Source organism: Pedobacter cryoconitis (assembly GCF_001590605.1).
Classification (GTDB): domain Bacteria; phylum Bacteroidota; class Bacteroidia; order Sphingobacteriales; family Sphingobacteriaceae; genus Pedobacter; species Pedobacter cryoconitis_A.
In genome coordinates this window covers 686,159-712,634 of the sequence record NZ_CP014504.1, presented here as the reverse complement: position 1 = coordinate 712,634, position 26,476 = coordinate 686,159, and the positions used below count along the sequence as shown (strand labels likewise).

The window sequence follows — 26,476 nt, the reverse complement described above, 5'->3', positions numbered from 1 at the left end:
TTTAAAATTTAACGTTTGCACCTAAATTGATGATCCGCTGCTGAGGATAGAACTGCCCGCTTTCACTGCTGCCCTCCGGATCATAATCTTTTACTTTAGTGATAGTAAACAGATTGAATGCACTTGCAAACACCCTTAACCCCGAAATCTTCATTTTTGACAGAAAATCTGCTTTCACGTTATAGGCCAGTTCTACATTTTTAAGTCGCAGAAAAGCCGTATTATTAAGCCAGAAATTATTTTTGTAGGCTCCCCCACTGATTGAATTAGATGACCGTTCAGACACCTTTGGGAAGGTACCATTTGGATTAGCAGCACTAAACCTGTTATCAGCCCAGCTGCTATAAAAGTTACCAATACTGCCTGATTCGGGAAGTACATACTGGCTTACCTGTGCCTGGCCTGCAAATAATACAGACAGGTCGAAATTTTTATACGAGGCATTGAGGTTAAAACCATAAGTAATCTGTGGGATATTACCATATTTTGTCCTGGCCATATCGTCCGCATTCAGTACGCCATCTCCGTTAAGATCCTGATAGATCAAATCACCAACCTTTGCACCTGGAACATGCGGAGTATTATCCAGCTCTGCCTGGGTACGGAAAATCCCTGTACTATTGTACAAAAGATAAGTATTCAATGGACGGCCTGTTTGCCGCTGGTCTTTTAAGGTACCCGAAGCTTCATCAATGAAGATGATTTTGCTTTTTGCATAAGTGAAGTTACCTGAAATGCCCCAGTTGAATTCATTGCCACGATGCGTATAGCCAAGTGTAGCCTCAAACCCCTCACTGTTAACTTTACCTATGTTTTCTGAGGGTACTAAAGGATTATAAGTCGGACTGCCGTCATCATAAGGGTTAACAATACCTGAGGAACCAGGAAGGGATGCATTACGTGAGGAAAGAATATCAGAACGCTTTTGTTTGAAATAAATGGCTTCAAAAGTGAAGTTCTTCAGGAAGGTTGCATTCATACCAATATCCAGTTTCCGGGAGACTTCCCAGGTAATGTCAGGATTGGCCAGTTTCGACAAGCCAACTCCCGGCTGGATGGCTGGCGTCCCTCCTGGTGCCTGTGCCACAAAGCCGTTCCCTACTAAAATGTAATTGTCATAATATTGAAAAGCATTTACGTTGTCATTACCCAGTGATCCGTACGAAGCCCTGAGTTTCAACTCATCAAAGAATTTGATGTTTTCAAACCATTTCTCTTTATTGATACGCCAGCCTGCAGAGACTGAAGGAAAGGTGCCCCACTGTTTGCCTTTAGAAAAAATTGAAGATCCGTCACGACGAAGTTGTCCTTCAAACAGGTATTTGTCATCATAGGTATAAGCCAGTTTACTAATGATACTCCTTCTGGTATAGTTTGAACTAAAACCGGAGTTCAGAAAATCAGTAGCGGCTGTTCCACCCTGAGATAACTCAGGCAACTGGTTAGAGAGGTAATTGAAACGCTGGGCGTCAAAAAACTCAATATTGTTACTGCTTTGTTCAAAGCCGGCAAAAGCATTGATATCATGCTTGCCGAAGCGGCGTGCGTAATTCAATTTGAGGTTTGAAGTCAAGAGTGATTCGCGCCGCTGAGATTCCTTTAATGTAGCTTTCTGATTATTTCCACCGTAAATCCCCGGGGCGTATATACCGGTTGATGCATTGTAGTCATAGAGTACATAAGGTTTGTCAAAGGTCTTTACAAAAGTATTGAGTTTATCCACAGCGAAGAATCCATCAGCTGATAATCCTTCAATTCCCGGGATCTGATAACTTCCTTTTAAGATAGCATTTAACACTTGTGTAGGGCTTTTACTTGTACCGCCCAAATCACTTACCAGAACAGCAGGATTTGAGCCTTCTATACCTCTTGTTGGTAATCCATTTGGATAGAACGGAGCTACAATAGGTTTAGAGCGGTAAAGTGAACGGAACAGATCATCAGCTTTAGTAATTGGAAATTCACGGTTTTCTTCCCTTCCGGCCAGTGATAATCCGATTTTCAGGCGTTTACTGATATTAGCATCAATATTTGACCGGAAATTGTATTGTTTATAGCTGGTTACCCCATTTTTAAAGAGTCCGTTCTGATTGATAGCCCCTAGCGAAACAAAATATTTAACGTCTTCACTACCACCACTTACAGACAGGCTGTGCTGACTTTGTGTGGTCACATCCTTCAGTACGGTCTTAGTCCAGTTTGTATTTGGAAACAATAATGGATCGGACCCATCCCTGAATTTTTGTATCTGCGCATCACTGTAAGATTGATTCATTCCTCCTGAGGGACTGGAATCGAAATTGATCTCATTCATGATTTGTGCATAAGTCGCAGCATCTGCAAGTTTTGGTAAACGTGTCGGGGAACTGAAACCCTGATTAAAACTGTAACTGATTGTAGGTTTACCAGTCTTACCTCTTTTAGTAGTCACTAAAATGACACCATTGGCAGCGCGGTTTCCATAAATCGCAGCCGAGGCATCTTTCAATACCGATATACTTTCAATATCATTCGGATCCAGACGTTCCAGTCCTCCAACCTGTCCAGGAACCCCGTCAACTACGACCAGCACACTATTACTGCCGGTTGTTGCCTGCCCCCGAATGGTGATATTTGATCCGTCATAACCTGGCTCCCCACCTCTGTTGCTGATCACTACACCGGAGAATCTCCCTGCAAGCGCGTTAGACAGGTTGGGTTGCGGGCTTTTAACCAGGTCTGAACCTTTAACCTGCGAGATTGAGCCTGTTACGGTTTCCTTTTTTTGCGTACCATAACCTACAACAATCAGTTCGTTCAGCGATCTGTCATCGGCCGAAAGCCTGGCATCCACAACAGTTTTTCCATTGACAGGAAGTTCCATGCTGGCATAACCTACATAACTAAATACCAGTACTGCATTATCGGAAGAAACCTTAATGGAGTATTTACCCTGTGCGTTGGTAACTGTTGTAATGGCCGTACCTTTGACAGTGACGCCAACACCAGGAAACACGCCCCCTTTTTCATCGTGGACCGTACCGCTTATCACTTGCTGACGGACATTTAAGGTCGTCATTTCAGAAGCTTTTGTAGACTGGACTGAGAGCAGCAAGGCATTTATTGCAGTTACAACAAATACTTTTTTTGTCAACAGCCAAAAGGGAGAATATACGTTTTGTATAACTTTTCTCATATCGCTTTATATTTGGTTTAGTGTTTTAGTTAATCTTTTAACGAATGAATCAGGCAGGCATTTGCTCAGGGCCTGGCCGGAATTCAGGTATTTCGAATAGCTTAACCGGGGCTAAATTCGATGGTTTCAAAGAGAATGAAGGGGGGTAAACAGACAATTTTTAAGGGGTAAATACTTGGTTTTATAATCAAAAACATAAAAAATGAGGGATGACGGGCAATTACGGATCAAAGCGGCCTGGATTTGTTTTGATGCCTTTGCCAAGGCTGATCTGATTAGAAAAGTTCTTTCTGTATTTCCGGATATAATCAGAAGGATTCATGTTAAAGAGTTTATGAAACTGCGCTCTGAAATATTTACTATCAATAATCCCAACCATAAACATGGTTTCAGATATCGTATTATCTGTATTGATAAATATTTCGGCCGCCTTCCGAAGCCGGATAAAGCGAATAAAACTGTTAGAGGATCTGCCGGATATGGATTTAATTTTAACAAACAAGTTGGACCGGGACATGCCAATCTCATCCGCAAGTACCTGAATATTAAAATTTGGATCGGTAATGTACAGCTCTACAATCTGGATACACTGCTGGAGAAAATCCCTGTACTCTGCTGAGATCTTTGAATTATTTGGGTTCAGCGTAATTTCATTGTAGAAATATTTCTGAAGGCTGTTCTTACTTTTCAAAATTCCAGCCACCCTGGCCATCAGCAAATCTTTATCAAAAGGTTTACTAATATAATCATCAGCACCAATTTCCAGTCCTTTCAATTTAATTTCCGGAGAAGTACTGGCCGTTAATAGTACTACCGGTATATGACATAAAGCAGCATCTTCCTTGACCAGGCTACAAATCTCTATCCCGGTAATCCCCTGCATCATTACATCGCTGATAATAAAATCAGGCAGTATTTCACGAATCATCTCCATCCCCTGCTCCCCGCTTTCTGCAACAAACAATTGATACTGCGCTTTGAAAATCCCAATTAAGTAATTCCTGATGGATGGATTGTCATCTATAATCAGGATTGATTTTTTTTCTGATGTCAGGTCATGATCATACTGCTCAGTAATCAGCTGTTCTGATTGGATTCCATGTTCATCACTCAATTCCATCAACAGCTGAGAGCTCATTCCCGTTTCTGGAATAAGCTGATCAGGATTGATGTGGCACTTTCCTTTTAACAATTCAACCGAAAAAGTAGTCCCTTGATTAGCGATACTCTTATAAGTAATAGATCCGCCATGGCTTTCAATAAAATTACGTACCAAAAACAGCCCTATTCCAAACCCCGTTCTTAAAGAACTATTTTCATCTGCTTCCTGATAAAACCTGTTATAGATTTTCTCTCCGGCTGCTTCAGGAATGCCACAACCTGTATCACTGATTTGTATAGTTAGCCTATCGGATGCTTCAAGAATTTCAAGTTTTACACTTCCCCCGTCCGGGGTAAACTTAATCGCATTTGACAGCAAATTAAAAATAGCAATTTCTAATTTTCCCCTATCAGCGTATATCCAGATATGTGTTGCAGCACTCAGAAATTCATACCTGATATTTCTTGAGCTGGCGAGGTGAGAAAAACACAAATAAACTTCTTTACACAGGTTCACAATTTCCAGATCAGCAGCCTTCAGCAGATCAGCCCCGGAATCCGCTTTTCTGAACAGCAGTAACTGATCTACCAGGCTAAGGAGACGTTTTGCATTCCGATATACAATATTAAGGTTACTGATATCCACATTTTTATCATCATGATACAACAGTTCCTTGATCGGATTTATAATTAAGGTAAGTGGTGTACGAAATTCATGGGAGATGTTAGTAAAGAAGGAGAGTTTCTTTTCACTGAGCTCTTTTTCCTTTTCACTTTCTATACTGGCCACCCTTATCTTGTATTTCAGCTCATCTTGTTTCTTCCTGTAAATAAAGTACAAATAGATCAGCAGACCGGCTGCAACTGCATAAACTACATAAGCCCACCATCTCCAATACCATGGCGAGCGAATGCAAATCATCAGCACCCTGCCCTCCTTGTTCCAGACCCCATCGTTATTGGAAGCCCGGATCCAGAGTTTATAGGTTCCCGGGTTTAAGTTGGTATAGGTGGCTTTACGTTGCGTACCTACGTAATTCCATTTTTTATCAAATCCAATCAGCATATAAGCGTATTGATTTTTTTCCGAATGGCGATAATTGAGTCCAACAAATTCAAAGGAAAACACACTCTGTTCATAATCCAGCGTCAGTTCGGTTGCAATGTTCAGGTTTTGTCTGAGTGGCCCTCCCGAATCAGCAACAATAGATTTGTTGAACAGTTGAAAATCTGTAAAATAAACCGGAGGTACCATCTTATTAAATTGGATGGTAAGCGGATTGAATTTAATTACCCCACCCCGTGCTCCGGCAAGATAAATACTTTCCCCATTATTGAGCATCACCGAATTCACATACACACCATCCGCCTCATCAAAATTATTGATAACCATATTTGCAGGATTTAATTTTGACAACCCGTTTTCAGTAGTTACCCAGATGTTACCTTTACGATCTTCCGTAACATCCCTGAATACATTACTGGAAAAACCATCAACTTTAGAATAAACTACAAACCGTTTGCGCTTAAAATCATACTTATTAAGTCCATCTGGCGTGGAAACCCAGATATTGTTACCTGAATCCCGGAATAGCCCCCTGATAATATTACTGCTAACCCCACTCCCGGAGTTTTCCGCAGGCCCGAAAGCCCGGAAACGTCCAGTAACAGGATTAAAGTGGTTCAATCCACCACCATAAGTTCCAATCCATATCTCCCCATTCTGATCCTTTAATAAAGAATAAAGGTGGTTATTACTTAAGGCATATTTGTCGTTCTTATTGCTGTAATAATGCTTAAAAGTATTGTTGAAGCTATTGTAAATTTTCAGGCCAGCATCAGTAGCCAGATAATAAATACCAGGCTCGGCTTCAAGAATGTCCCTGAAAACGTCTTCATTGAAAAGACTGCCCAAAATAGAATGATGGAAATGGTGGGAAAATTCCTTTTTCTGCAGATTATAACTATCGAATCCATCTTCAGTTAAGATCCACAGGATTCCTTTGGTATCAAAATAAAGTTTACTGATATCATTACTTTTGAGGCTGTTTTTCGTCCCGTTTTTCTTCAGAACTGACAGTTGTCCCGTTCGGTAATCAAATACAAACAAGCCCTTATTCGTACCGATCCAAAGGCGGTCATCTTTACTTGCTATGCTTTTCACTTCAGTATTGCCTAGTTTCAGGTCTTCCAGCTCAAACTTATATTGTTTACTGTCAATCTTCAAAAACCCATTCTTGGCGTTGATCCAGATAATGTTATCCTTATCTTTATAGGCACCACCAAAAGGATAATTTACCAGGTTTTTAATCGCCTCCCATTTATTGTTCCGGGTATCCAGCCAGTAAAAGCCATTATTTCCACCAACAAGCAAAATATGCTCCGTTAAAGGCAGGATACTATAAACTCCTGTACTACTTTTATCTGGAGGTGTAATTGGAGTAAAGGAATTTGTTCCGGTATCAAAACGAAATAATCCATTCCAATAGGTACCTACCCATATCATTCCGTTTTTATCAGAGGTGAGCGTCCAGATATCGTTCGGATTTTTGGATCCGGGCAACTGCTTTTGCCTAAAATTACTGAAGCGCTGCGTACGTTTGTCGAACCTGTTTAACCCTCCGCTCCAGTTCCCCAGCCAGAGCTGTCCCTGTTTATCTTCAATAATAGCATTAACAGACTTGCCGACCATGGTATATGGCAATTTAGAATTGGGCTGATAGGCGGTAAAGGATCTGGTAGATTCGTGATACCTGTTAAACCCATCATCAGTTCCTACCCAGATTATCCCCTGTCTGTCGCAGAGCAATGCCCATATTTTGTTATTACTAATAGATGAGGGAAGCGATTCTTTATGATAAAAGGACTGGAATTTTTCGGTCATCGGATCCATCCTATTCAAGCCGTCCATTGTACCTACCCATAACATTCCTTTCCGGTCCTCCACAATGCTGCTTACAAAATTGTTACTGATAGACGTACTGTCGGCAGGCTTGTGATTAAAAATTTTGAAGGTGTAACCATCAAAACGGCATAAACCATTTTCTGTACCAACCCATATAAACCCTCTGCTATCTTTGAAGGTAGCGGTTGTACTTTTAGATGGAAGTCCATCAGCAATGGTATAGGTTTTAAATGCATAATCACCATAGAGTGACTTTCCACTATTTTCTGACCATAACTGCGCCTGGACAGCGTAAGGTTGAATTCCAAAAAAAACAACAAAAATAATCAACTGCAGTAAACGCATTTTTGTAGTTATTGAATTCGTTAGCGCATTAATGACAAACAATATCTTTGTAATCAACACCCGGATTACCTGATATCCCATTTTCTTAACAATACTTTTGCTTCCTGTGCAGTAATTGGAAGAACTGTACCATGCCGCGGATGAAAATCCATCTTTACCTCATGATCAATCACACTGAAATGTTTTAAATCTTTTGTTTTGGTAAATTGATAGCGGCCTTTTGTATAGACATCATACATCAGGATATACCCTTCTCCAGTATTAAGTTTAAAAACCCCGGCACCTTCTACAGGATCTTTCGTCTGCTGCACATATCCATCACGTAAAATATAGCCTTCTTTCAGCTTATCCGAAACTGCAACGCGAATCCCTAAGCCCTCCCCTTCAGTTTTAAAGAACAAATGATATTTTCCCTGATCATAGATGATATCTCCATCAATACAAGCACCATTGGTTGGGCTAAAGAAAAGTTGTTGAGGTTCATTTTCCAGATCTGTAAAGTCCTTATTGGCATAAGCCCAGTATATTTTATCCGGATCAGCCCCATGTTTCATAGACCAATAAACCATATACTTACCAGCTTTCTTGTCATATATAGTTTGAGGTGCCCACACACGCAGTAAATTCTCCTGATCAGGAAATCGCTTCTGGATGTTGACAATACTTGAAGTCCAGTTCACAAGATCTGCAGACTTTAACAATACCATTGCCCGGTTAGCATCCCAGCCTTTAGCTGAGACCATATCTGTCACAACCATATAAAAGGTCTTTCCATCCGATCCGCGTAAAATATGCGGATCGCGTACTCCACCTGTTGAACTGATTGCAGCAGAACTGATGACTGGCTGATTATGATTTAATGCGCGATAGGTGTAACCGTCATCACTAATCGCAAAATGGATTGATTCTTCCAACCCTTTATTACCAGTAAAGTAGGTAAAAAGATAAGCCGTATTTTTTGATTTCTGGGCCACCGCAGCCCCGCTTGTCAATGTAAAAATAATAACGCTCATCAAGAGCACACGACCATAAATCAGCAGCCCCGGCCGCAACTTTAAAAAATTCATACCTGGCTCTTGTTCTTGGTTATCTGGTTCTGTTTGTTGAGTAAGCCGCGAGGCTTTAATTGCAGCCCAGGCTAATGTATAAATTTTAAATTAAATGTCAAATGAACGATTATTATTTATTTTGAAATTTCAGCCCCAGCCCAAAAAGCATCTGATAAGCCTGGAAATAACGAAACCTGAAATAAATTTCAGAATAATTTTCATTTCTCAAAAAAATAAACGTTAATTAGACGTTTATTATAATTACCATGAATCTAACCAAATATGTCATCGGTATAGATTACGGATCGGATTCTGTTCGCTCTGTAATTGTAAATACCGAAAATGGAGCAGAGCTCTCTTCCTCAGTTTATTATTATAAAAGGTGGCAAAAAAAACTTTATTGTGAGCCTGCATTAAATCAGTTCAGACAACATCCTCTTGACTACATTGAGGGGTTAGAGCATACTATTAAAGATTGTATCGCAAAAGCCGGCGGCGAAGCAGTAGCTGCTGCTATCAAAGGGATTGCTGTAGATACGACAGGTTCTACTCCTGTAGCCGTTGACATCACCGGAACCCCTCTCGCCCTCACCCCTGGTCTCGAAGAAAATCCAAACGCCATGTTTGTATTATGGAAAGATCATACAGGAATCAAAGAAGCGGCACAGATCAACGATCACGCCACTAAATTCAAGACAAACTATCTTAAATATGTAGGTGGAATTTATTCTTCCGAATGGTTTTGGGCCAAACTTCTTCATGTATTGAAGGAAGATCCCGCAATTCGCAGTGCCATTTTTTCATGGGTAGAGCATTGCGATTGGATTCCTTTCCTGTTAACAGGGGGCAACGACGCCAGAAAAATGAAACGGAGCCGCTGTGCAGCAGGACATAAAGCGCTTTGGGCAGAAGAGTTTGACGGTCTTCCTCCAGAAGAATTTTTCAGCAAATTAGACCCGCTATTGTCAGGGTTCAGAGAAAAGCTTTTCCAGGATACTTATACTTCTGATGAGCCTGCAGGCACCTTGAGTGAAGAATGGGCAAGCCGGCTGGGACTATCAACAGATGTGGTAGTTGGCGTAGGCGCATTTGATGCACATATGGGGGCAGTTGGCGGGCAGATATCACCTTACTACCTGTGTAAAATCATGGGCACCAGCACTTGCGACATCCTTGTAGCACCGCTGGCTGACCTTGATGGTAAACTGGTCAAAGGTATTTGCGGACAAGTAAATGGCTCTGTTATTCCCGGAACAATGGGTTTAGAAGCTGGTCAATCGGCCTTTGGCGATGTCTATGCCTGGTTTAAAAATCTAATTAGCTGGCCATTAGATCATCTTCTCACTCAATCAGACTTAATTGACCAGGCAACCGCAGTTGCTTTAAAAGATGAACTGGAAGCTAAGATTATTTCAAGTCTAAGTGAACAGGCCGAACTATTAGGTGATAACGATTATGCAGAGCTGGCCATTGACTGGTTGAACGGAAGGCGGACTCCAGACGCAAACCAGGAATTGAAAGGTGCGATCTCCGGTTTAAGCCTGGGTACTGATGCACCAAGGTTTTTCCGTGCCTTAGCTGCTGCAACCTGTTTTGGTGCAAAAAGCATTGTTGACAGATTCAAAGAACAGGGGGTTCCGGTAAAAGGAATAATCGGTATTGGAGGAGTCGCAAAAAAATCACCTTATATCATGCAGATGATGGCTGATGTATTAGAAATGCCTATCAAAATTCACCGGTTTGAGCACACCTGTGCACTTGGGGCGGCCATGTTCGCTGCTGTAGCTGCTGGAATCCATCCAAATATCGAAACCGCAATGGAAATTATGGGAACAGGTTTCGAAGCAGAATATCAGCCAAATCAGAAAAAGAAAAAGATGTATAACCAGCATTATCAGGAATATCTGGCATTGGGCAGATATGTAGAGAAATACAGCAAAAAGGACATCAAACCTTATGTATCATGACCGATTATAAACTAATACGCGAAACAGCCTACGAGGCCAACATGGAACTGCCAAGGTTAGGACTTGTGCTCTTTACTTTTGGAAATGTAAGTGCAGCAGACAGAGATAGAGGTGTATTTGCGATCAAACCAAGCGGCGTGCCATACAAAGAGCTGACACCAGATAAAATGGTCATCGTTGATTTCGACGGCAACATTGTAGCAGGAACACTCAGACCATCTTCTGACACTAAAACCCATGCTGTACTTTACAAACATTGGGACGGGATCAATGGGATAGTCCATACCCATTCTACTTATGCTACGTCCTGGGCACAGGCACAAACAGATATTCCGATTTTTGGTACTACGCATGCCGACCACCTTACTGTGGATATACCTTGTGCTCCTCCAATGAGTGATGAAATGATCAATGGAGATTACGAATACGAAACTGGCTTTCAGATCATCAATCATTTTAAAAAACTCGGTTATGATCATCATGAGGTTGAAATGATCCTGGTTGGAAATCATGCACCGTTTACTTGGGGAAAGACAGCCGAAAAAGCAGTTTATAACAGTGCTGTACTGGAAACCGTTGCGCATATGGCCCTGCTGACAAGACAAATTAACCAGCAGTCACCAAAATTAAAAGAGGCACTGATAAAAAAGCATTTTGAACGTAAACATGGTCCGGATAGTTATTATGGTCAGTAAAAAGATAATATTGGCATTTGCACTCCTGACCGGAATGCTTACCAGAGTGAATGCACAACAAAAAGATTTTCACAATTGGGCTGAGACGCCTCCAATGGGCTGGAACAGCTGGGATTGCTTTGGCCCCACGGTAGTGGAATCTGAAGTAAAAAGCAATGCAGATTATATGCATAAAAATCTGAAAGCATTTGGATGGGAATATGTAGTGGTAGACATCCGCTGGTACGTAGGTAACGACAAAGCAAACGGCTATAATGAAAAAGATCCTGACTATGTACTCGATGCCTATGGCCGGTTCCAGCCGGCTGTCAACCGTTTTCCATCTGCTGCAAACGGTAAGGGATTTAAACCTCTGGCAGATTACATTCATCAAAAAGGATTAAAATTCGGCATTCACATCATGCGGGGCATTCCAGTAGAAGCTGTAAAACGCAATCTTCCAATTATGGGAAGTAAGGCAACCGCTAAAGATATTTACAGCACAGAACTGCAATGCAAGTGGCTGCGTGACATGTACACTGTAGTGGCTGGACGTGATGGTGCACAGGAATATTATAACTCGCTATTTAAACTGTATAGTTCATGGGGAGTAGATTTCATTAAGGTGGATGACCTTTCCAGACCTTACCATACCGGGGAAATAGAGATGATCCGTAAAGCAATCGCACTCACAGGCAGAAAGATTGTGCTGAGCACTTCGCCCGGAGAAACTCCCATAGCAAATGCTGCCCATGTGCAGAACCATGCCAATATGTGGCGTACTGTAGACGATTTCTGGGACAACTGGACTATGCTGAAAGATCATTTTGATGTATTTGAGCGCTGGAACAACTATCGTGCACCTGGTGCCTGGCCAGATGGGGATATGCTCCCGCTTGGGAAAATAGGTATTCGTGCAGAGCGCGGAAATCCAAGAATGACAGCATTTACCAGAGATGAACAATATACCCTGATGACCCTGTGGACAATATTCCGTTCACCATTGATGTTTGGTGGCGATTTGCCGGGAAATGACGCATTTACACTATCATTACTGAACAACAGTGAAGTGATCAATATCCTGAAAAACAGCACTAATAACCGACAGTTGTTTCGTAATGCAAATGGGATCTGCTGGGTCGCAGATGATCCGCAAACCGGAGATAAATATGTCGCACTTTTTAATCCCGGAGACGATAACGGGGCGGCAGATATTTCTGTAAACCTGAACGACATTGGTTTTAGCAAACCCTGTAAGGTAAGAGACCTCTGGAGCAAAACCAACAAAAGTAATGTCAAAGGAATCCTTACTGCTAAGGTCAATAAACATGGAGCAGCCCTGTTCCGTATTTCACAAATTAAATAAACAAAGACAACATAAAAAAATATGATAAATTTAAAAGAGTTAGAGGTCTGGTTCATCACTGGCAGCCAGAATTTATACGGAGAAGAGACCTTAAAACAAGTAGCAGAACATGCACAGCAGGTGGCCGGATCGCTTGACTCAGACCCGCAGATTCCCGTTAAAGTAGTTTATAAACCTATAGTAAAAACACCTGAAGAGATATTTGAAACCCTGCAACAGGCCAACATCACAGCAAATTGTATTGGCGTGATCACCTGGATGCATACTTTCTCTCCTGCAAAAATGTGGATAAGAGGATTGAATATTCTTCAGAAACCACTATTACATCTGCATACGCAATTTAACCGTGATATTCCATGGAGTACCATTGACATGGATTTCATGAACCTTAACCAGAGTGCCCATGGTGATCGTGAATTTGGGTTTATGGTCACACGGATGCGTAAAGACAGAAAAGTGGTGGTAGGACACTGGCAGGATCCGGAAGTGTTGAAAGAAATCGATACCTGGACACGGGCTGCTGCTGGCTGGCATGATTGGCAAGGTGCCAAATTTGCGCGCTTTGGCGATAACATGCGTTATGTAGCGGTTACTGATGGTGATAAGGTAGAAGCAGAACTTAAGTTTGGTTTTCAAGTCAATACTTATGGTATAGGTGACCTGGTGGCAGTGATTAACAGTATTCCTGAGGAATCCATTCAGGAACTCCTGACGCTGTATGAAGCAACTTACCAGATGACTACTGACCTGCTCCGTGGCGGAGACAGGCATACTTCCGTTTATGAAGCTGCAAAAATAGAACTTGGTCTTAAAAAATTCCTTGAAGATGGTAATTTTAAAGGTTTCAGCGATACCTTCGAAGATTTACATGGCATGATCCAACTGCCAGGTATTGCCGCACAGCGATTAATGGCAGCAGGATACGGATTTGCCGGAGAAGGCGACTGGAAAACAGCAGCTTTGGTACGCGCCTGTAAAGTAATGGGAGCCGGATTACCTGGGGCAAACGCCTTTATGGAGGATTATACCTATCATTTCGATCCTGCTAATTCTATGGTACTGGGCTCACACATGCTGGAAGTTGATGCCTCCCTGGCCAATGAAAAACCAAGACTGGAAGTTCACCCACTTGGCATTGGCGGTAAAGCTGATCCCGCACGACTGATCTTTAGCGTGGCAGGTGGAAATGCACTCAATGCTTCTATTATAGATATGGGCAATCGCTTTCGCTTACTTGTAAATGAAGTAGAAGCCGTGGAGCCAGCACATGAATTACCAAAACTACCAGTAGCAAAAGTTTTATGGAAACCTCTTCCTGATATGAAAACAGCTTGTGCAGCCTGGATCTATGCAGGAGGTGCACACCACACTGCTTACAGTCAGAACCTGACCACTGCACACCTACTGGATTTTGCCAACATTGCAGGCATAGAATATATAAACATTGGGGCTGATACGAAAATCAACCAGTTCAGAAATGAGCTTCAATGGAATGAAATCTTTTATAAATAAACCAGCAACCTGTTCAAACTAACCAAATAGCCTACTATGAACAACAACTTAGTCACTACAGATTATGTAGTTTTTATCATCTACTTTTTAGTCGTTTCTGGCTATGGGTATTACATTTACCGGAAGCGCGAAAAAAATGAGCATGACGCCAAAGCATTTTTTCTGGCTGAAGGAACATTAACCTGGTGGGCCATTGGTGCTTCGCTGATTGCCTCAAACATTTCTGCCGAACAATTTATTGGCATGAGTGGTGAAGGTTTCTTTCTTGGAATAGCTGTTGCGGCCTACGAATGGATTGCAGCCATTGCACTGATCATAGTTGCCGTGTGGTTCATTCCAGTCTACCTCAAGAATAAGATTTATACCATGCCACAGTTTCTAAAGACCAGGTATAATGAATCTGTTGCCCTGATCATGGCTGTATTCTGGTTATTCTTATACGTATTCGTGAATCTGACTTCTATACTTTACCTGGGCGCAGTAGCCATCAACGGCCTCACAGGCGGAGATTATCTCCATGTGATTATGATCGGGCTCGCTGTATTTGCACTGATCATTTCCCTTGGAGGTATGAAAGTAGTGGCCTATACTGATGTTATTCAGGTAGCTGTATTGATCTTTGGAGGGTTGGTGACCACTTACATTGCTTTAACTGTTGTTGGCGAGAAATTCGGTGTTGGCCCTAATGCCATTGCTGGTTTCAATGTTTTGATGGAGCAGGCTCCTGAGCACTTCAAAATGATTATCCCAAAACCTACTGCTGCATCTACACAAAATGAAATTAGTAAATACCTGACTTTCCCCGGACTGGCTTCTTATGTTGCGGGTATCTGGATCATTAACCTGAACTACTGGGGATGCAATCAGTATATTACCCAGCGTGCATTGGGTGCGGACATTAAAACGGCAAGAACAGGTATTCTTTTTGCCGGCATTTTGAAGCTGATGATGCCACTCATCGTAATGTTGCCAGGTATCGCAGCTTATGTTTTGTATAAAAGCGGACATTTGCCTCAATTAATAGGCGGTAAAGACGGAGCTTATTCAGCAATACTTACTTTTTTACCTACCGGTCTTAAAGGGCTATCTGTTGCTGCACTTACCGCAGCCATTGTTGCTTCTCTTGCAGGGAAAGTAAATAGTATCTCTACAATCTTTACGCTGGATATATATGCAAAGTACTTTAAGAAAGGTACAGAAGAAAAGAATCTGGTTTTGGTGGGCAGAACAACAGTATTCGTTGGAATGATCCTCGCTATACTCTTTACCTGGAATGATCTTTTGGGAATTGGGGGCGCGGGTGGTTTTACATTTATCCAGAAATATACAGGCTTCATCAGTCCGGGTGTGTTTGCGATGTTTATCCTGGGTATGTTCTGGAAAAGAACAACCGGAAGTGCAGCTATTGTTGGTGTGCTGGCAGGATTTCTATTATCTGTATTCTTCAACGAAATGGCACCAAGCCTGTTGGGTAATGATACGTTGCTTTATACCGCGTATCCAAATGGTAAAGGCGGCTTTGAGATTCCTTTCCATATCTGTATGGGACTTTCCTTTTTCTTTACCATGGCCATTATGATTCTGATCAGCTTGACCGGACCTAAAGTAAATCCTAAAGCTTTCGAACTGGACAAATCCATGTTCAAAGTTGAACCTCCTACAATGGTACTGATCGTAGTTACCCTGCTGCTTATTGCTGCATTGTATGTGAAGTTCTGGTAGTCTTTCTCTATTTAAACTGATAAAAGGCATTATATAGCGTCTTTTATCAGTTTAATCAACATCCTGATAGGTAAACCCTTGCACCATAATTTTTCAATTCATTTCCACCATTCAGCTTTGATCTAAATCAATTTTAGATAAGTTCCTCGAAAAATGCATTTGTTATGGATTAATCCAGACTCATTAATCCTGCCAGCTTCAGAAAGTCTTCAGATTTTAACATTATATTTATTTATGAAATTTCTAATTGTTGAGGATGAAGAAGGCCTGAGAAATAGTATCAATCAATATCTGACAGTTGAAGGAAACATTTGTGATCATGCCTCTACCTATGAACAAGGTTATCAGAAGTTATCCATTTATGATTATGATTGTATTTTACTGGACTTAACCCTACCTGACGGAGAAGGTCTTCAACTATTAAAATATCTTAAAAAAATAAATAAAGCAGACGGTGTACTGATTATTTCTGCACGCAATTCTTTAGATCAGAAAATTGAAGGATTAAGTCTTGGTGCTGATGATTACCTGATCAAACCCTTCCATTTGTCTGAGCTTTACGCCAGGGTACAATCCATAGTAAGACGCCGGCATTTCAATGGAAATAGTATACTTCATTTCAATGAGATAGAAATTGATACTACTGCTAAGGAAACGAAAGTAAACGGAAAACCTATATACCTGACCAGAAAGGAATTTGAACTCCTATTGTACTTTGTAGTCAACAAAAATAAAGTAATCTCTAAAGCCGCAGCAGTAATTCACATTTGGGGCGATGATGCTGATATGGCAGATAGTTTCGATTTCATTTATACCCACATTAAAAATGTGAGAAAAAAACTAACAGATTCAGGATGCAAAGACTATTTTCATTCGGTTTATGGAGTGGGTTACAAATTTACTGATTCATGAAATTATTCAGCAGTTATAACAGGATCTTGGCTATCATCACACTCACAGGTCTTATTGTTATAGGATTTCTTTTTTATCAAACGCTCGGACAATATATCAATAAACAGATTGATGATCATCTTTACGAGGAGCTTCTCGAGGTACGTGACTTTACGCACGTTAAAAACATCCTCCCATCCCCGGATGGATTTGATGATGTTATTGTTGACTATAAAAAAATAAACAAGCTATCTGATCAACGTAAATATTTCGCCGATACAACTTTCTACAATCCTAAAAAGAAACACGATGAATCAGCAAGGTATCTGAAAACAGAATTAATCTTAAACGGACAACCATACGAAGTGATGATCATGGCTTCTAAACTTGAGCGGCAGGAACAGATCAAAAGTATTATTCTGATTATTTTATTACCAGTAATTGTTTTGTTATTGATTTTATGGCTGGTCAACAGAATTCTGATTCAAAGAATGTGGCTGCCATTCCGCCAATTGTTAATCAACATCAAAGCATTTAACATTAACCAGGAGAATGTATTTGAGCCGGTTCAAACCAATATTGAAGAATTCAGAGAGCTGAGTAATGCCGTTCTTGAAGTATCGCTGAAAGTAAAATCAGATTACAAAGAGATTAAGCTGTTTACTGAAAATGCATCCCATGAAATGATGACACCCCTTGCAGTGATCAATTCCAAACTTGACACTATGCTGCAATTTAATACACTCGGTAAAGAAGAGAGTGAAATTCTGGCCGATCTGTATAAGGCTACCTCAAAATTGACGAAGTTAAATCAATCACTCCTGCTGTTAGTCAAAATTGACAATGATCAGCTTCAGGACAAAGAAGAAATCGACATTAAAGCACTAATTGAGGAGAAAATCGGCTATTTCCAGGAGCTCATTCAAAGAAGAGAGCTACAGGTAGAAACAAGGATCAGCGCATTCTCTGTCTTTGCAAACCGTTCTTTAATAGAGATATTAATCAATAATCTTTTCAGCAATGCGATAAGACACAATAACGATGGTGGCTCAATGATGATTACCATAAAAAATGATAGCCTTATATTTTCAAACACTGGCTTACCTACCGCGCTTCATTCTCAAAAGATTTTTGAAAGATTCTATAAAGACAATGCTTCAGACGGTACAGGTCTGGGCCTGGCCATTCTGAAACAGGTCTGTTTAAAACAAAACTATGAATTGAGTTACAATTATAATCAGGAATGTCACCAATTCATTATCAATTTTAAAAGCTTCGGGGATAAAAGTCAGTTAATAACGCTTTAAAATTTTTTAACAGACAACTTCATAATGTCTTCAGAATTCGCCTTGATATTAGCTTAACATTAAGGACAGACAGATGAAACTATTACTAATCATACTATTATCAATTCTTCCTGGTTCGTTAAGCTGGATGAGCAATTTTACCCAGGCACAACAGCAGGCTAAAAACACTCATCAACAAATTCTGGTTAATTTCTCTGGGTCAGATTGGTGCGGCCCCTGCATCCGTTTAAGAAAAGAAATCTTAGAATCAGACTTTTTTGAAACTTATGCTAAAGCTCATTTAGTATTAGTACGTGCAGATTTCCCACGGCAAAAGAAAAACCAGTTGTCTGCCGAACAGATTAAACTAAATGAAGCCCTGGCAGAAAAATATAACCCTGATGGTAAATTCCCTTACACCCTGCTGCTGGATGAAAATGGGAAAGTTTTAAAATCATGGGACGGCTATCCTAATGAAACTCCTGAAAAATTTGTTCAGGAAATCACAAGCACTAAATCTGTTAATAAATAATAACATGGCAGACGCAACTTACAATAGGGTATTAAAACTCATGGGTAACCGTTTTGAGTTTACGGTAATTGCGGGTCATGAAACTGCTGGCGAAAAAGCTATTGATGCAGCTATAGCCGAGGTTAGCAGGATTGAAGAATTACTGAGTACATTCAAACAGACCAGCCAGACTAGCCTCATCAATCAATGTGCAGGTATAAAGCCCGTTAAAGTTGATCCCGAAGTGATTGAGCTCATTCAGCGTGCAGTAAAAATATCAGACATTACCCAGGGTGCCTTCGACATTAGCTATGGCTCTATCGATAAAAGCCTTTGGAACTTTGATGTCAATATGACCTCCCTGCCAGATTTTGAAACAGCACGTCAATCGGTCAGCCTGATCAACTACCAGCATGTAATTATAGATCCTGAAAATTCTACGGTCATGCTTAAACAAAAAGGCATGCGGATCGGGTTTGGTGGCATAGGAAAAGGATATGCAGCCGACAGGGCTAAACAAGTATTGCAGCGTATAGGAATCGAACACGGAATAGTAAATGCAGCAGGTGACCTGATTACCTGGGGCAGCCAATCAACTGGCAAGCCCTGGACAATTGGCATCGCCGATCCTGATCAAAGCAGCCGCCCTTTTTCTGCGCTAAACATTAGCAATATGGCTATTGCAACATCTGGCGATTATGAAAAGTATGCTACTATAAATGGTCGCAGATACTCCCATACGATTGATCCCAAGACGGGTTTACCGGTTAGCGGAATTAAAAGTGTAAGCATCATTTGTCCAAGCGCCGAACTAGCCGATGCACTCGCCACACCTGTGATCGTGATGGGTGTGCAGATAGGCCTTGATTTGATCAACCAGTTAAAACATGTGGCCTGTATCATTATAGATGACCAGGATCAGCTATATACTTCGAAGAACATTAATGTAAAACAATGATATGAGAAAGTCCATTCCAATAGCAGTATTACTCGGCTCGGGCATTTTTGCAATAAGCCTGCTGAGCGCATGTGCAACAGTAAAACCGTATCAGAAAAATAAGCTCAATGATTTTGAAATGGCTTTATCCTCCCGAACAGCGCAAAAGTTTGAACAGAGTTTCCAGTTATACCGTGAGGGTGGTTCTGGTGCCAATGGTGGCAAAAGCGGTGGTGGTTGTGGTTGTAACTAAATAAAAATCATGAGAAAGATTTATCTGCATGTACTGCTGCTGTTCCTCGGTGTTTTAAGTGCCCATGGACAAATTAAAATCAAACCTGCCCCTGCCGACAGCAGTAATTATCAAAGCAGGAAACTTAAACTAGACGAGATCAACCTGGTATCGGCGTACTATCATCAAAACGGCAACAATTCGGCCGTTACAGGTGGCATTGGAACTGAAAAACTGACAGATTTCGCTAATACAATCGATCTGCAAATGTCCAATTTCAATAAAGCAGGCAAGAAAAACACCTTTTTGTTTGAACTGGGTGTAGATCATTATACTTCTGCTTCTTCTGATAAGATTGATCCAAGTACGATTTCTTCAGCATCGATGGCCGATACTCGTATTTATCCATCTTTAAACTGGACGCAAAGCAATGAAAAAACCGGAAATGCTTTTGGTTTTACAGGTTCTTTCTCCAGGGAATATGATTATCAGTCACTAGGTGCAGGGTTTAACCTGACCCGCTTATCGAAAGATAAAAATACTCAGTTTGATTTTAAACTACAGGCATTTTTAGATACATGGAAAGTCATTTTGCCTATTGAACTGAGGCCCGCAACAAGCGGCAACGGTCGTGAACCGAGAAGTGAAGGCTCTAGCCCAAGAAATTCATTCAGCACTTCTTTCTCTATTTCACAGGTTATCAATCCAAAACTTCAGGCACTGATTATTATTGAACCTGCTTATCAAAAGGGTTTACTAGCCACCAAATACCAACGTGATTATTTTACAGATGGTTCTTTAAGAGCAGAAACGCTACCTGATAAAAGATATAAATTACCTATTGCCGCAAGGTTAAACTACTTTGCCACTGACCAGGTGATTATACGGACTTATTACCGTTATTTTATGGATAACTGGGGCATCAGAGCACATACCGCAGAAATAGAAGTTCCGGTGAAACTCACCTCATTTATCTCCTTAAGTCCATTTTACCGCTATAACAAGCAAACAGGAACCCGATATTTTGCACCCTATGGGCAACATGATACTTCTGCTACCTATTTTACCAGTGATTATGACCTGTCAACCCTGAACAGTGATTTTTATGGGGCGGGAATCCGGCTTGCACCTCCGCACGGTGTATTTGGCTGGCAACATCTGAATATGCTAGAACTGAGATACGGACACTATAGCAGATCTACAGGATTGGTTTCCAACATCATTACTTTAAATTTAAAAGTAAAATAAAAACACAATGCATCTGGAACATAAAATCCAGATGCATTAAAACGCAATCAACATGGCTATCATTGAACCATTAAGAAACGACATTGATCATCTTGCTAAATTGAAAAAGCACAGCAAATCTGTCAGGCTGTGGCATTGGCTAAATCTGCTGGTCATTACCGGATCGCTACTCACAGTGCTGTTAAACTCAACTTTATTCGATGTAAAAAGTAATACCAAATTTATACTACAGCAATCTGATACGTCAATAACCGCTCAACAAGCCAAAGATATAGCACATGGTATGGAAGATCAGATTTGGAGTATCCATATTTACTTTGGTTATACACTTGCAGCATTATTCTTGTTCCGGCTGCTCTCTGTATTTTCTCCGTCTACAAGGCAAGGCTTTTTCGGTAACTTAAAAAGTGCTTACCAGGCTTATCGTAAACATAGTAAGGAATCTCATGCAGCCTTACACGAGTTTACGGTTAAATGCTTGTACCTCATTTTCTATTCATTACTTGTCCTCATGGTTTTAACAGGCTTATCTATGACATTTGATCAGGAATTAGGCATCAGTCAAAATCTAAGTCACAGCATTAAAGGATTTCATGGTTTTTGTATGTATTTAATCCTGATCTTTATCTTGGTACATATCGTTGGTGTACTGCTGGCAGAACGGAAAGAAAGCAAAGGGATAGTATCAGACATGATTAACGGAGGAAAAACATAATATGGAACTTGAAGAACATTACACCAATAGAAGCGGTTGGTTAAGAGCAGCAGTTTTAGGCGCAAATGACGGTATTCTTTCTACAACCAGTCTGGCCATTGGCATTGCCGCAGCGAGTACAACACGAGAACCAATTGTATTGGCTGCCTTAGCAGGATTGGTTGCCGGAGCGTTGTCTATGGCTGCCGGAGAATACGTTTCTGTGAGTTCACAATCGGATATTGAAACTGCCGATTTGAAAAGGGAGAAAATGGAATTGGAAAAGATGCCCGAAATTGAACTGAAAGAGCTAGCCAAACTTTACCAGCAGAGAGGCCTGGAAGAAAATCTGGCCTTGCAGGTTGCTATGCAGCTCACTGCGCATGACGCTTTAGGTGCACATGCGAGGGATGAACTTGGTATCAATGAGATTACCCAGGCAAAACCAATGCAAGCTGCTTTAGCTTCGGCAGGCTCATTTATCACGGGCGGAATGCTCCCAATGTTGGTTTCCATTTTCGCGCCACTTCACCTGATGGTCATTTGTCAATATAGTTTTTCGATCGTATTTTTAGCTATTTCTGCAATTGTTGCGGCTCAGGCAGGCGGATCCTCTATGGGCAAAGCTGTTATCCGGATTTGTTTTTGGGGAACAGCAGCGATGTTAATGACTGCTGCTGTAGGCTATCTTTTCGGTGTTAAAACGACATAGTTTGTTACTGAATTATTTTTCAATAATTGGCTTATCTATCCATTTCCAATTCTTTATTTCGGGCATATCATCGAGATAAGTACAGATATAATTTTTATGCTCCTTTAGTTTACCTTCACAATAAGCAATAAACGAATCTGCTTGCTGATGGAAATGAGGTACTCTTTTTACGGCTTCCATTGCCAGGTGATAACGGCTCATCTGATTCAGCACGACCATATCGAATGGCGTAGTTGTCGTTCCTTCTTCCATATACCCTCTAACATGAAACCTTGCCGGATCTGGCCGTCCATGTACCAGGTCGTGAATAATACGGACATAACCATGAAAAGCGAAAATTACCGGAGTAGTCTTAGAAAATAGTGATTCAAAAACTTCTTCACTCATGCCATGAGGATGATAAGCCACCGGCGATAAAGACATCAGATCAACTACATTAATCAAACGTACTTTTAATTCTGGCAAATGTTCCCGCAAAAGACTTGCCGCAGCTACCGTTTCAAGCGTAGGAACATCTCCTGCACAGCCTAAGATCACATCAGGAGCTTCTTTCCCTGCGTTTCCAGCCCATTTCCATTCAGATGCTCCTGCTCTGCAATGTTCAACCGCTTCTTCTATTGTTAACCATTGCAATTCAGGTTGTTTACCAGCTATAATTACATTTACAAAGTCTTTGCTGCGAAAACAATGATCCATTACAGATAAAAGTGTATTTGCATCAGGCGGTAAATAGATACGGATCACTGTATTCTTTTTATTGGCCACAGTATCAATAAATCCTGGCCCCTGATGGCTGTACCCGTTGTTATCTTGTCTCCATACATGTGACGTTAACAGGTAATTCAGTGAAGCCACTGGTTTGCGCCAGGGCAATTCTTTAGAAGTTTTAATCCACTTGGCATATTGACTGAACATCGAATCCACAATGGTCACAAATGCTTCATAACAAGGAAAAACTCCGTGCCTGCCTGTTAATAGATATCCTTCCAGCCAGCCCTCACAAAGATGCTCACTCAGCACTTCCATCACACGGCCATCCCGGGAGAGACTTTCATCTTTATCGATAATTTGCTCCATGAAACATCGCTTAGTAACCTGGAATACTGCTTCCAACCGATTAGAAGTAGTTTCATCCGGGCAGAATAGTCTGAAGTTTTTTCTTTCCGCATTCAGTTTAAAAACATCTCTTATAAAACGGCCCAAATTCCGGGTACTTTCTGCTTCCATCTTTCCAGGTGCTAAAATTGGGAGTGCATAATCCTTAAAATCCGGTAAAATTAATTCTTTCAGCAAAAGACCGCCATTACTATAGGCAGATGCACTCATTCTTTTATTGCCTGATGGAGCCATAGCAGCAACCTCTGGGATAAGCCGTCCATCCTGATCAAATAGCTTTTCGGGTTGATAACTCAGCATCCATTCTTCCAGCAATTTTAATTTCCCAGAATCTTCTTTAACACCAGCCAAAGGAACCTGATGTGCATGGAAGGTATCCTCTATAGGGACATGGTTCCATTCTTTAGGACCTGTCCATCCTTTAGGGGTTCTCAAAATAATCATCGGCCAATAGATATCGTTAAATGTACCCCTGATTCTTGCATTTTGCTGGATGAGCTTAATTTTGCGATATACCTCATCAAGTACTTCTGCGAACTGGCGATGTACAGTCATAGGATCATTTCCTTCCACAAAAAACACTTCATATCCCTGCCCTTTGAATAACTGGGTTAAGGCTTCATCATTTTTACGGGCCAATACTGTCGGGCCAGATATTTTGTATCCGTTTAAATGGAGAATTGGCAATACAGCGCCATCTCTCATCGGGTTCAAAAACGAGGCTCCGATCCAGCTGCCGGCCAATGGGCCTGTTTCTGCCTCCCCATCGCCTATCACGCAAGCCACAATCAATTCTGAGTTGTCAAAAGCAGCACCAAATGCATGTGAAAGTGCATAACCTAGCTCCCCGCCTTCATGAACTGACCCTGGTGTATGTGCACTTACGTGGCTTGGAATCCCTCCTGGAGTAGAAAACTGTCTGAATAACTGCTTCATTCCGGTTTTATCTTGTGTAATTGCGGGATAAACTTCTGTATACGTACCTTCCAGATAAGTGTTTGCAACGATAGCCGGAGCTCCGTGTCCAGGGCCACAAACATACAAGATGTCAGCATCTGTTTCGTTAATCAATCTGTTGAGATGAACATAAATCAGGTTCAACCCTGGTGAAGTTCCCCAATGACCAAGTAAACGGGGCTTAATATGCTCCGGCTTCAACGGGCTTGTTAATAAAGGATTATCTTGAAGATAGATTTGCCCGGCAGCAAGAAAGTTGGCTGCCTGCCAGTAGGCGTGCATTTTTTCAATGGTTTGATCAGAAATTACATTCATGATGATTAATTATTTAAGTTGGACCATATTTTGAGTATGCCTGGCAATGACCAGTTCTTCATTTGTTTTAATTACGTGAACCAGAACCCGGCTTTTTTCTGAGGAAATAACTTCACGGTTGCAAAGATTTAACCTGCTGTCTAATGCTATTCCGAAGAAAGCAAGATCTTTACAAATCCGGCTACGAATAACAGCCAGATTCTCCCCTATTCCCCCCGTAAATACAAGAATATCTAAGCCACCCATAGCAGCTGTTAATGCTCCTATCTGTTTTCTGACTGTATAACAAAACAAAGCCAGGGCCTTGGCAGCAGTTGCATTAGTATGCCCAACTTCCAATAACTCTCTTACATCGCCTGTTCCGGCAATTGCCTTCAGCCCAGACTCCTTACTCAATAAATTATCTAATTCATCTACCGAGAGTTTGTTATGCTTTAATAAGAACAATATTGCTCCGGGATCAAGATCTCCACTGCGTGTGCTCATCACAAGCCCGCCAATTGGACTAACACCCATAGTTGTGTCTATAGAACATCCATTTTTTACAGCAACCAGGCTCGCTCCATTCCCCAAATGAGCAATTATAATCTTTTTGCTTTTTATGGGTATGTGCTTGGCTTTAAGCCTAAGCATAATATATTCATAAGACAGACCATGAAATCCATATCGGATCAGATCTTTACTAGTATACTTCGATGATAAAGGATAGTGATGGCCACAAAAGGGCATATCACGGTGGAAAAAAGTATCAAAACAAACAACTTGTGGCAGATTTCTGAACTTTTCCAGAAATATATGAATTATTGCAAGCTCCTCTGGTAAGTGGTTAGGCGCAAGAAAAATGAACTGCTTTAGTGTTTTCAATAGTTGTTCAGTCAGCATTTCAGGTGCCCTGTGATCAGGCCCTCCTTGTACCACTCTATGCCCTATAGCAGTCAATGGATATTTACTTTGATGCTCATCCAGCCATTTGGTTAACGACTCAACTGCGGTATGCATATCCTTGAACAACCCGGCCTCATTTTTCAGTAAAGTACCCCGACTGTCACTGACTTTAAACCATCCATTTAATGTTCCTATAGCATTAATTACTCCTGCAATTTCCATTTGCCTGGAAACAGGATCATAAAGACTAAACTTTAAACTCGAAGAGCCTGAATTCAAACATAAAATATAGGAAGAAAGCTTACTTTTCATAACAGTGGTAACTGCTTACTAAGCTCGCTCTACCTGGAAGAAAAAAAAGTGACATCCCTCATTTTTATCACTGATAATCATCATGTTACAACACTAACTAATCTTATATTTTTATGAACGATAACATATTTTAAATTAAATACGATGGACAACCTCGCATTAATCAGCATCCTCAATAATGCAATAGATGGCATTATTACTGTAGATTTTATTGGCAAGATTGAATCTGTAAATCCAGCGGCCTGTAAAATTTTCGGTTATACACCGGAGGAAGTAATCGGAAAAAATATTTCAACGTTTATGCCCTGTACAAATAAATTGGAGTCTCTTAGTTACAGGCAGCGCTATCTGCCACGGATAATCCCGGATATCACAGGCATTACATTTCAAGTAACTGGTTTAAAGAAAGATGGTACAGTTTTTCCCTTTCAATTAGCAACAAGCAGGTTTGAAAATAGAGGAAGAAGGATATTTACCTGCTTTATTCATGAATTAGCAGGTGCTGAAAAATCAGAAAATAAAGTGCAGGCAGAACATTAAAATAACAATTGCAATTCTACCAGT

Annotated in this window: 19 protein-coding genes; 14 read left to right on the top strand and 5 right to left on the bottom strand. The window is 41.0% G+C overall.

Annotation, left to right across the window (positions count from 1 at the left end; genetic code table 11):
• Position 1: 1 nt before the first annotated feature.
• The 3 genes from AY601_RS03030 to AY601_RS03020 form a co-directional block, all read right to left on the bottom strand.
• Positions 2-3,175: a SusC/RagA family TonB-linked outer membrane protein gene (locus tag AY601_RS03030; protein ID WP_068396250.1), complete on the bottom strand. Its 3,174-nt coding sequence runs from the start codon at positions 3,173-3,175 to the stop codon at positions 2-4.
• 220 nt (positions 3,176-3,395) lie between these two features.
• Complete coding sequence (locus AY601_RS03025) at positions 3,396-7,607, bottom strand: two-component regulator propeller domain-containing protein (protein WP_068396247.1); 4,212 nt, start codon at positions 7,605-7,607, stop codon at positions 3,396-3,398.
• Complete coding sequence (locus AY601_RS03020; RefSeq protein ID WP_068396244.1) at positions 7,592-8,593, bottom strand: glycoside hydrolase family 43 protein; 1,002 nt, start codon at positions 8,591-8,593, stop codon at positions 7,592-7,594. Before AY601_RS03020 ends, AY601_RS03025 begins: the two co-directional genes overlap by 16 nt.
• Before the next feature lie 248 nt (positions 8,594-8,841).
• On the opposite strand from AY601_RS03020, the gene AY601_RS03015 reads away from it, so the two are divergent.
• From AY601_RS03015 to AY601_RS02955, 13 genes are all read left to right on the top strand, one after another.
• Complete coding sequence (locus AY601_RS03015; RefSeq protein WP_068396242.1) at positions 8,842-10,542, top strand: ribulokinase; 1,701 nt, start codon at positions 8,842-8,844, stop codon at positions 10,540-10,542.
• Complete coding sequence (locus AY601_RS03010; RefSeq protein ID WP_068396239.1) at positions 10,539-11,237, top strand: L-ribulose-5-phosphate 4-epimerase; 699 nt, start codon at positions 10,539-10,541, stop codon at positions 11,235-11,237. The genes AY601_RS03015 and AY601_RS03010 overlap by 4 nt, the downstream gene beginning before the upstream one ends.
• Entirely contained in the window at positions 11,209-12,582 is a 1,374-nt protein-coding gene (locus tag AY601_RS03005) for a glycoside hydrolase family 27 protein (protein WP_198163600.1), read from the top strand. The genes AY601_RS03010 and AY601_RS03005 overlap by 29 nt, the downstream gene beginning before the upstream one ends.
• Positions 12,583-12,603: 21 nt before the next feature.
• Positions 12,604-14,094, top strand: a complete 1,491-nt coding sequence (gene araA / locus AY601_RS03000) for an L-arabinose isomerase (RefSeq protein WP_068396237.1) — start codon at positions 12,604-12,606, stop codon at positions 14,092-14,094.
• Between the two features lie 36 nt (positions 14,095-14,130).
• Positions 14,131-15,816: a sodium/sugar symporter gene (locus AY601_RS02995; RefSeq protein WP_068396234.1), complete on the top strand. Its 1,686-nt coding sequence runs from the start codon at positions 14,131-14,133 to the stop codon at positions 15,814-15,816.
• Positions 15,817-16,050: 234 nt separating this feature from the next.
• Positions 16,051-16,728: a response regulator transcription factor gene (locus AY601_RS02990; RefSeq protein ID WP_068407064.1), complete on the top strand. Its 678-nt coding sequence runs from the start codon at positions 16,051-16,053 to the stop codon at positions 16,726-16,728.
• Positions 16,725-18,014, top strand: a complete 1,290-nt coding sequence (locus tag AY601_RS02985) for a sensor histidine kinase (RefSeq protein WP_232324684.1) — start codon at positions 16,725-16,727, stop codon at positions 18,012-18,014. The genes AY601_RS02990 and AY601_RS02985 overlap by 4 nt, the downstream gene beginning before the upstream one ends.
• A 73-nt stretch (positions 18,015-18,087) precedes the next feature.
• Positions 18,088-18,525, top strand: coding sequence for a thioredoxin family protein (locus AY601_RS02980; protein ID WP_068396231.1), 438 nt, complete (start codon positions 18,088-18,090; stop codon positions 18,523-18,525).
• Between the two features lie 4 nt (positions 18,526-18,529).
• A complete protein-coding gene (locus AY601_RS02975; RefSeq protein WP_068407061.1) occupies positions 18,530-19,462 on the top strand; it encodes an FAD:protein FMN transferase in 933 nt (310 codons plus the stop codon).
• A 1-nt stretch (position 19,463) separates the two neighbouring features.
• Positions 19,464-19,694 carry a DUF4266 domain-containing protein gene (locus AY601_RS02970; RefSeq protein ID WP_068396229.1) on the top strand — a complete coding sequence of 77 codons (231 nt, stop codon included), beginning with the start codon at positions 19,464-19,466 and terminating at the stop codon, positions 19,692-19,694.
• Between the two features lie 9 nt (positions 19,695-19,703).
• Positions 19,704-20,921, top strand: a complete 1,218-nt coding sequence (locus AY601_RS02965) for a DUF3570 domain-containing protein (protein WP_068396225.1) — start codon at positions 19,704-19,706, stop codon at positions 20,919-20,921.
• Between the two features lie 52 nt (positions 20,922-20,973).
• Positions 20,974-21,636, top strand: a complete 663-nt coding sequence (locus AY601_RS02960) for a cytochrome b/b6 domain-containing protein (protein WP_068396222.1) — start codon at positions 20,974-20,976, stop codon at positions 21,634-21,636.
• A gap of 1 nt (position 21,637) precedes the next feature.
• On the top strand, positions 21,638-22,327 hold the full coding sequence (locus AY601_RS02955) for a VIT1/CCC1 transporter family protein (RefSeq protein WP_068396219.1): 690 nt from the start codon (positions 21,638-21,640) through the stop codon (positions 22,325-22,327).
• Between the two features lie 12 nt (positions 22,328-22,339).
• On the opposite strand, the gene AY601_RS02950 is transcribed toward AY601_RS02955, so the two are convergent.
• Positions 22,340-24,715 (bottom strand): phosphoketolase, encoded by a 2,376-nt coding sequence (locus AY601_RS02950; RefSeq protein ID WP_068396217.1) that lies wholly within the window; start codon positions 24,713-24,715, stop codon positions 22,340-22,342.
• 9 nt (positions 24,716-24,724) lie between these two features.
• Entirely contained in the window at positions 24,725-25,912 is a 1,188-nt protein-coding gene (locus AY601_RS02945; RefSeq protein WP_068396214.1) for an acetate/propionate family kinase, read from the bottom strand.
• Between the two features lie 144 nt (positions 25,913-26,056).
• Between AY601_RS02945 and AY601_RS02940 the strand changes: the two genes are divergently transcribed.
• Positions 26,057-26,452, top strand: a complete 396-nt coding sequence (locus AY601_RS02940; RefSeq protein ID WP_068396211.1) for a PAS domain S-box protein — start codon at positions 26,057-26,059, stop codon at positions 26,450-26,452.
• Positions 26,453-26,476 lie beyond the last annotated feature (24 nt).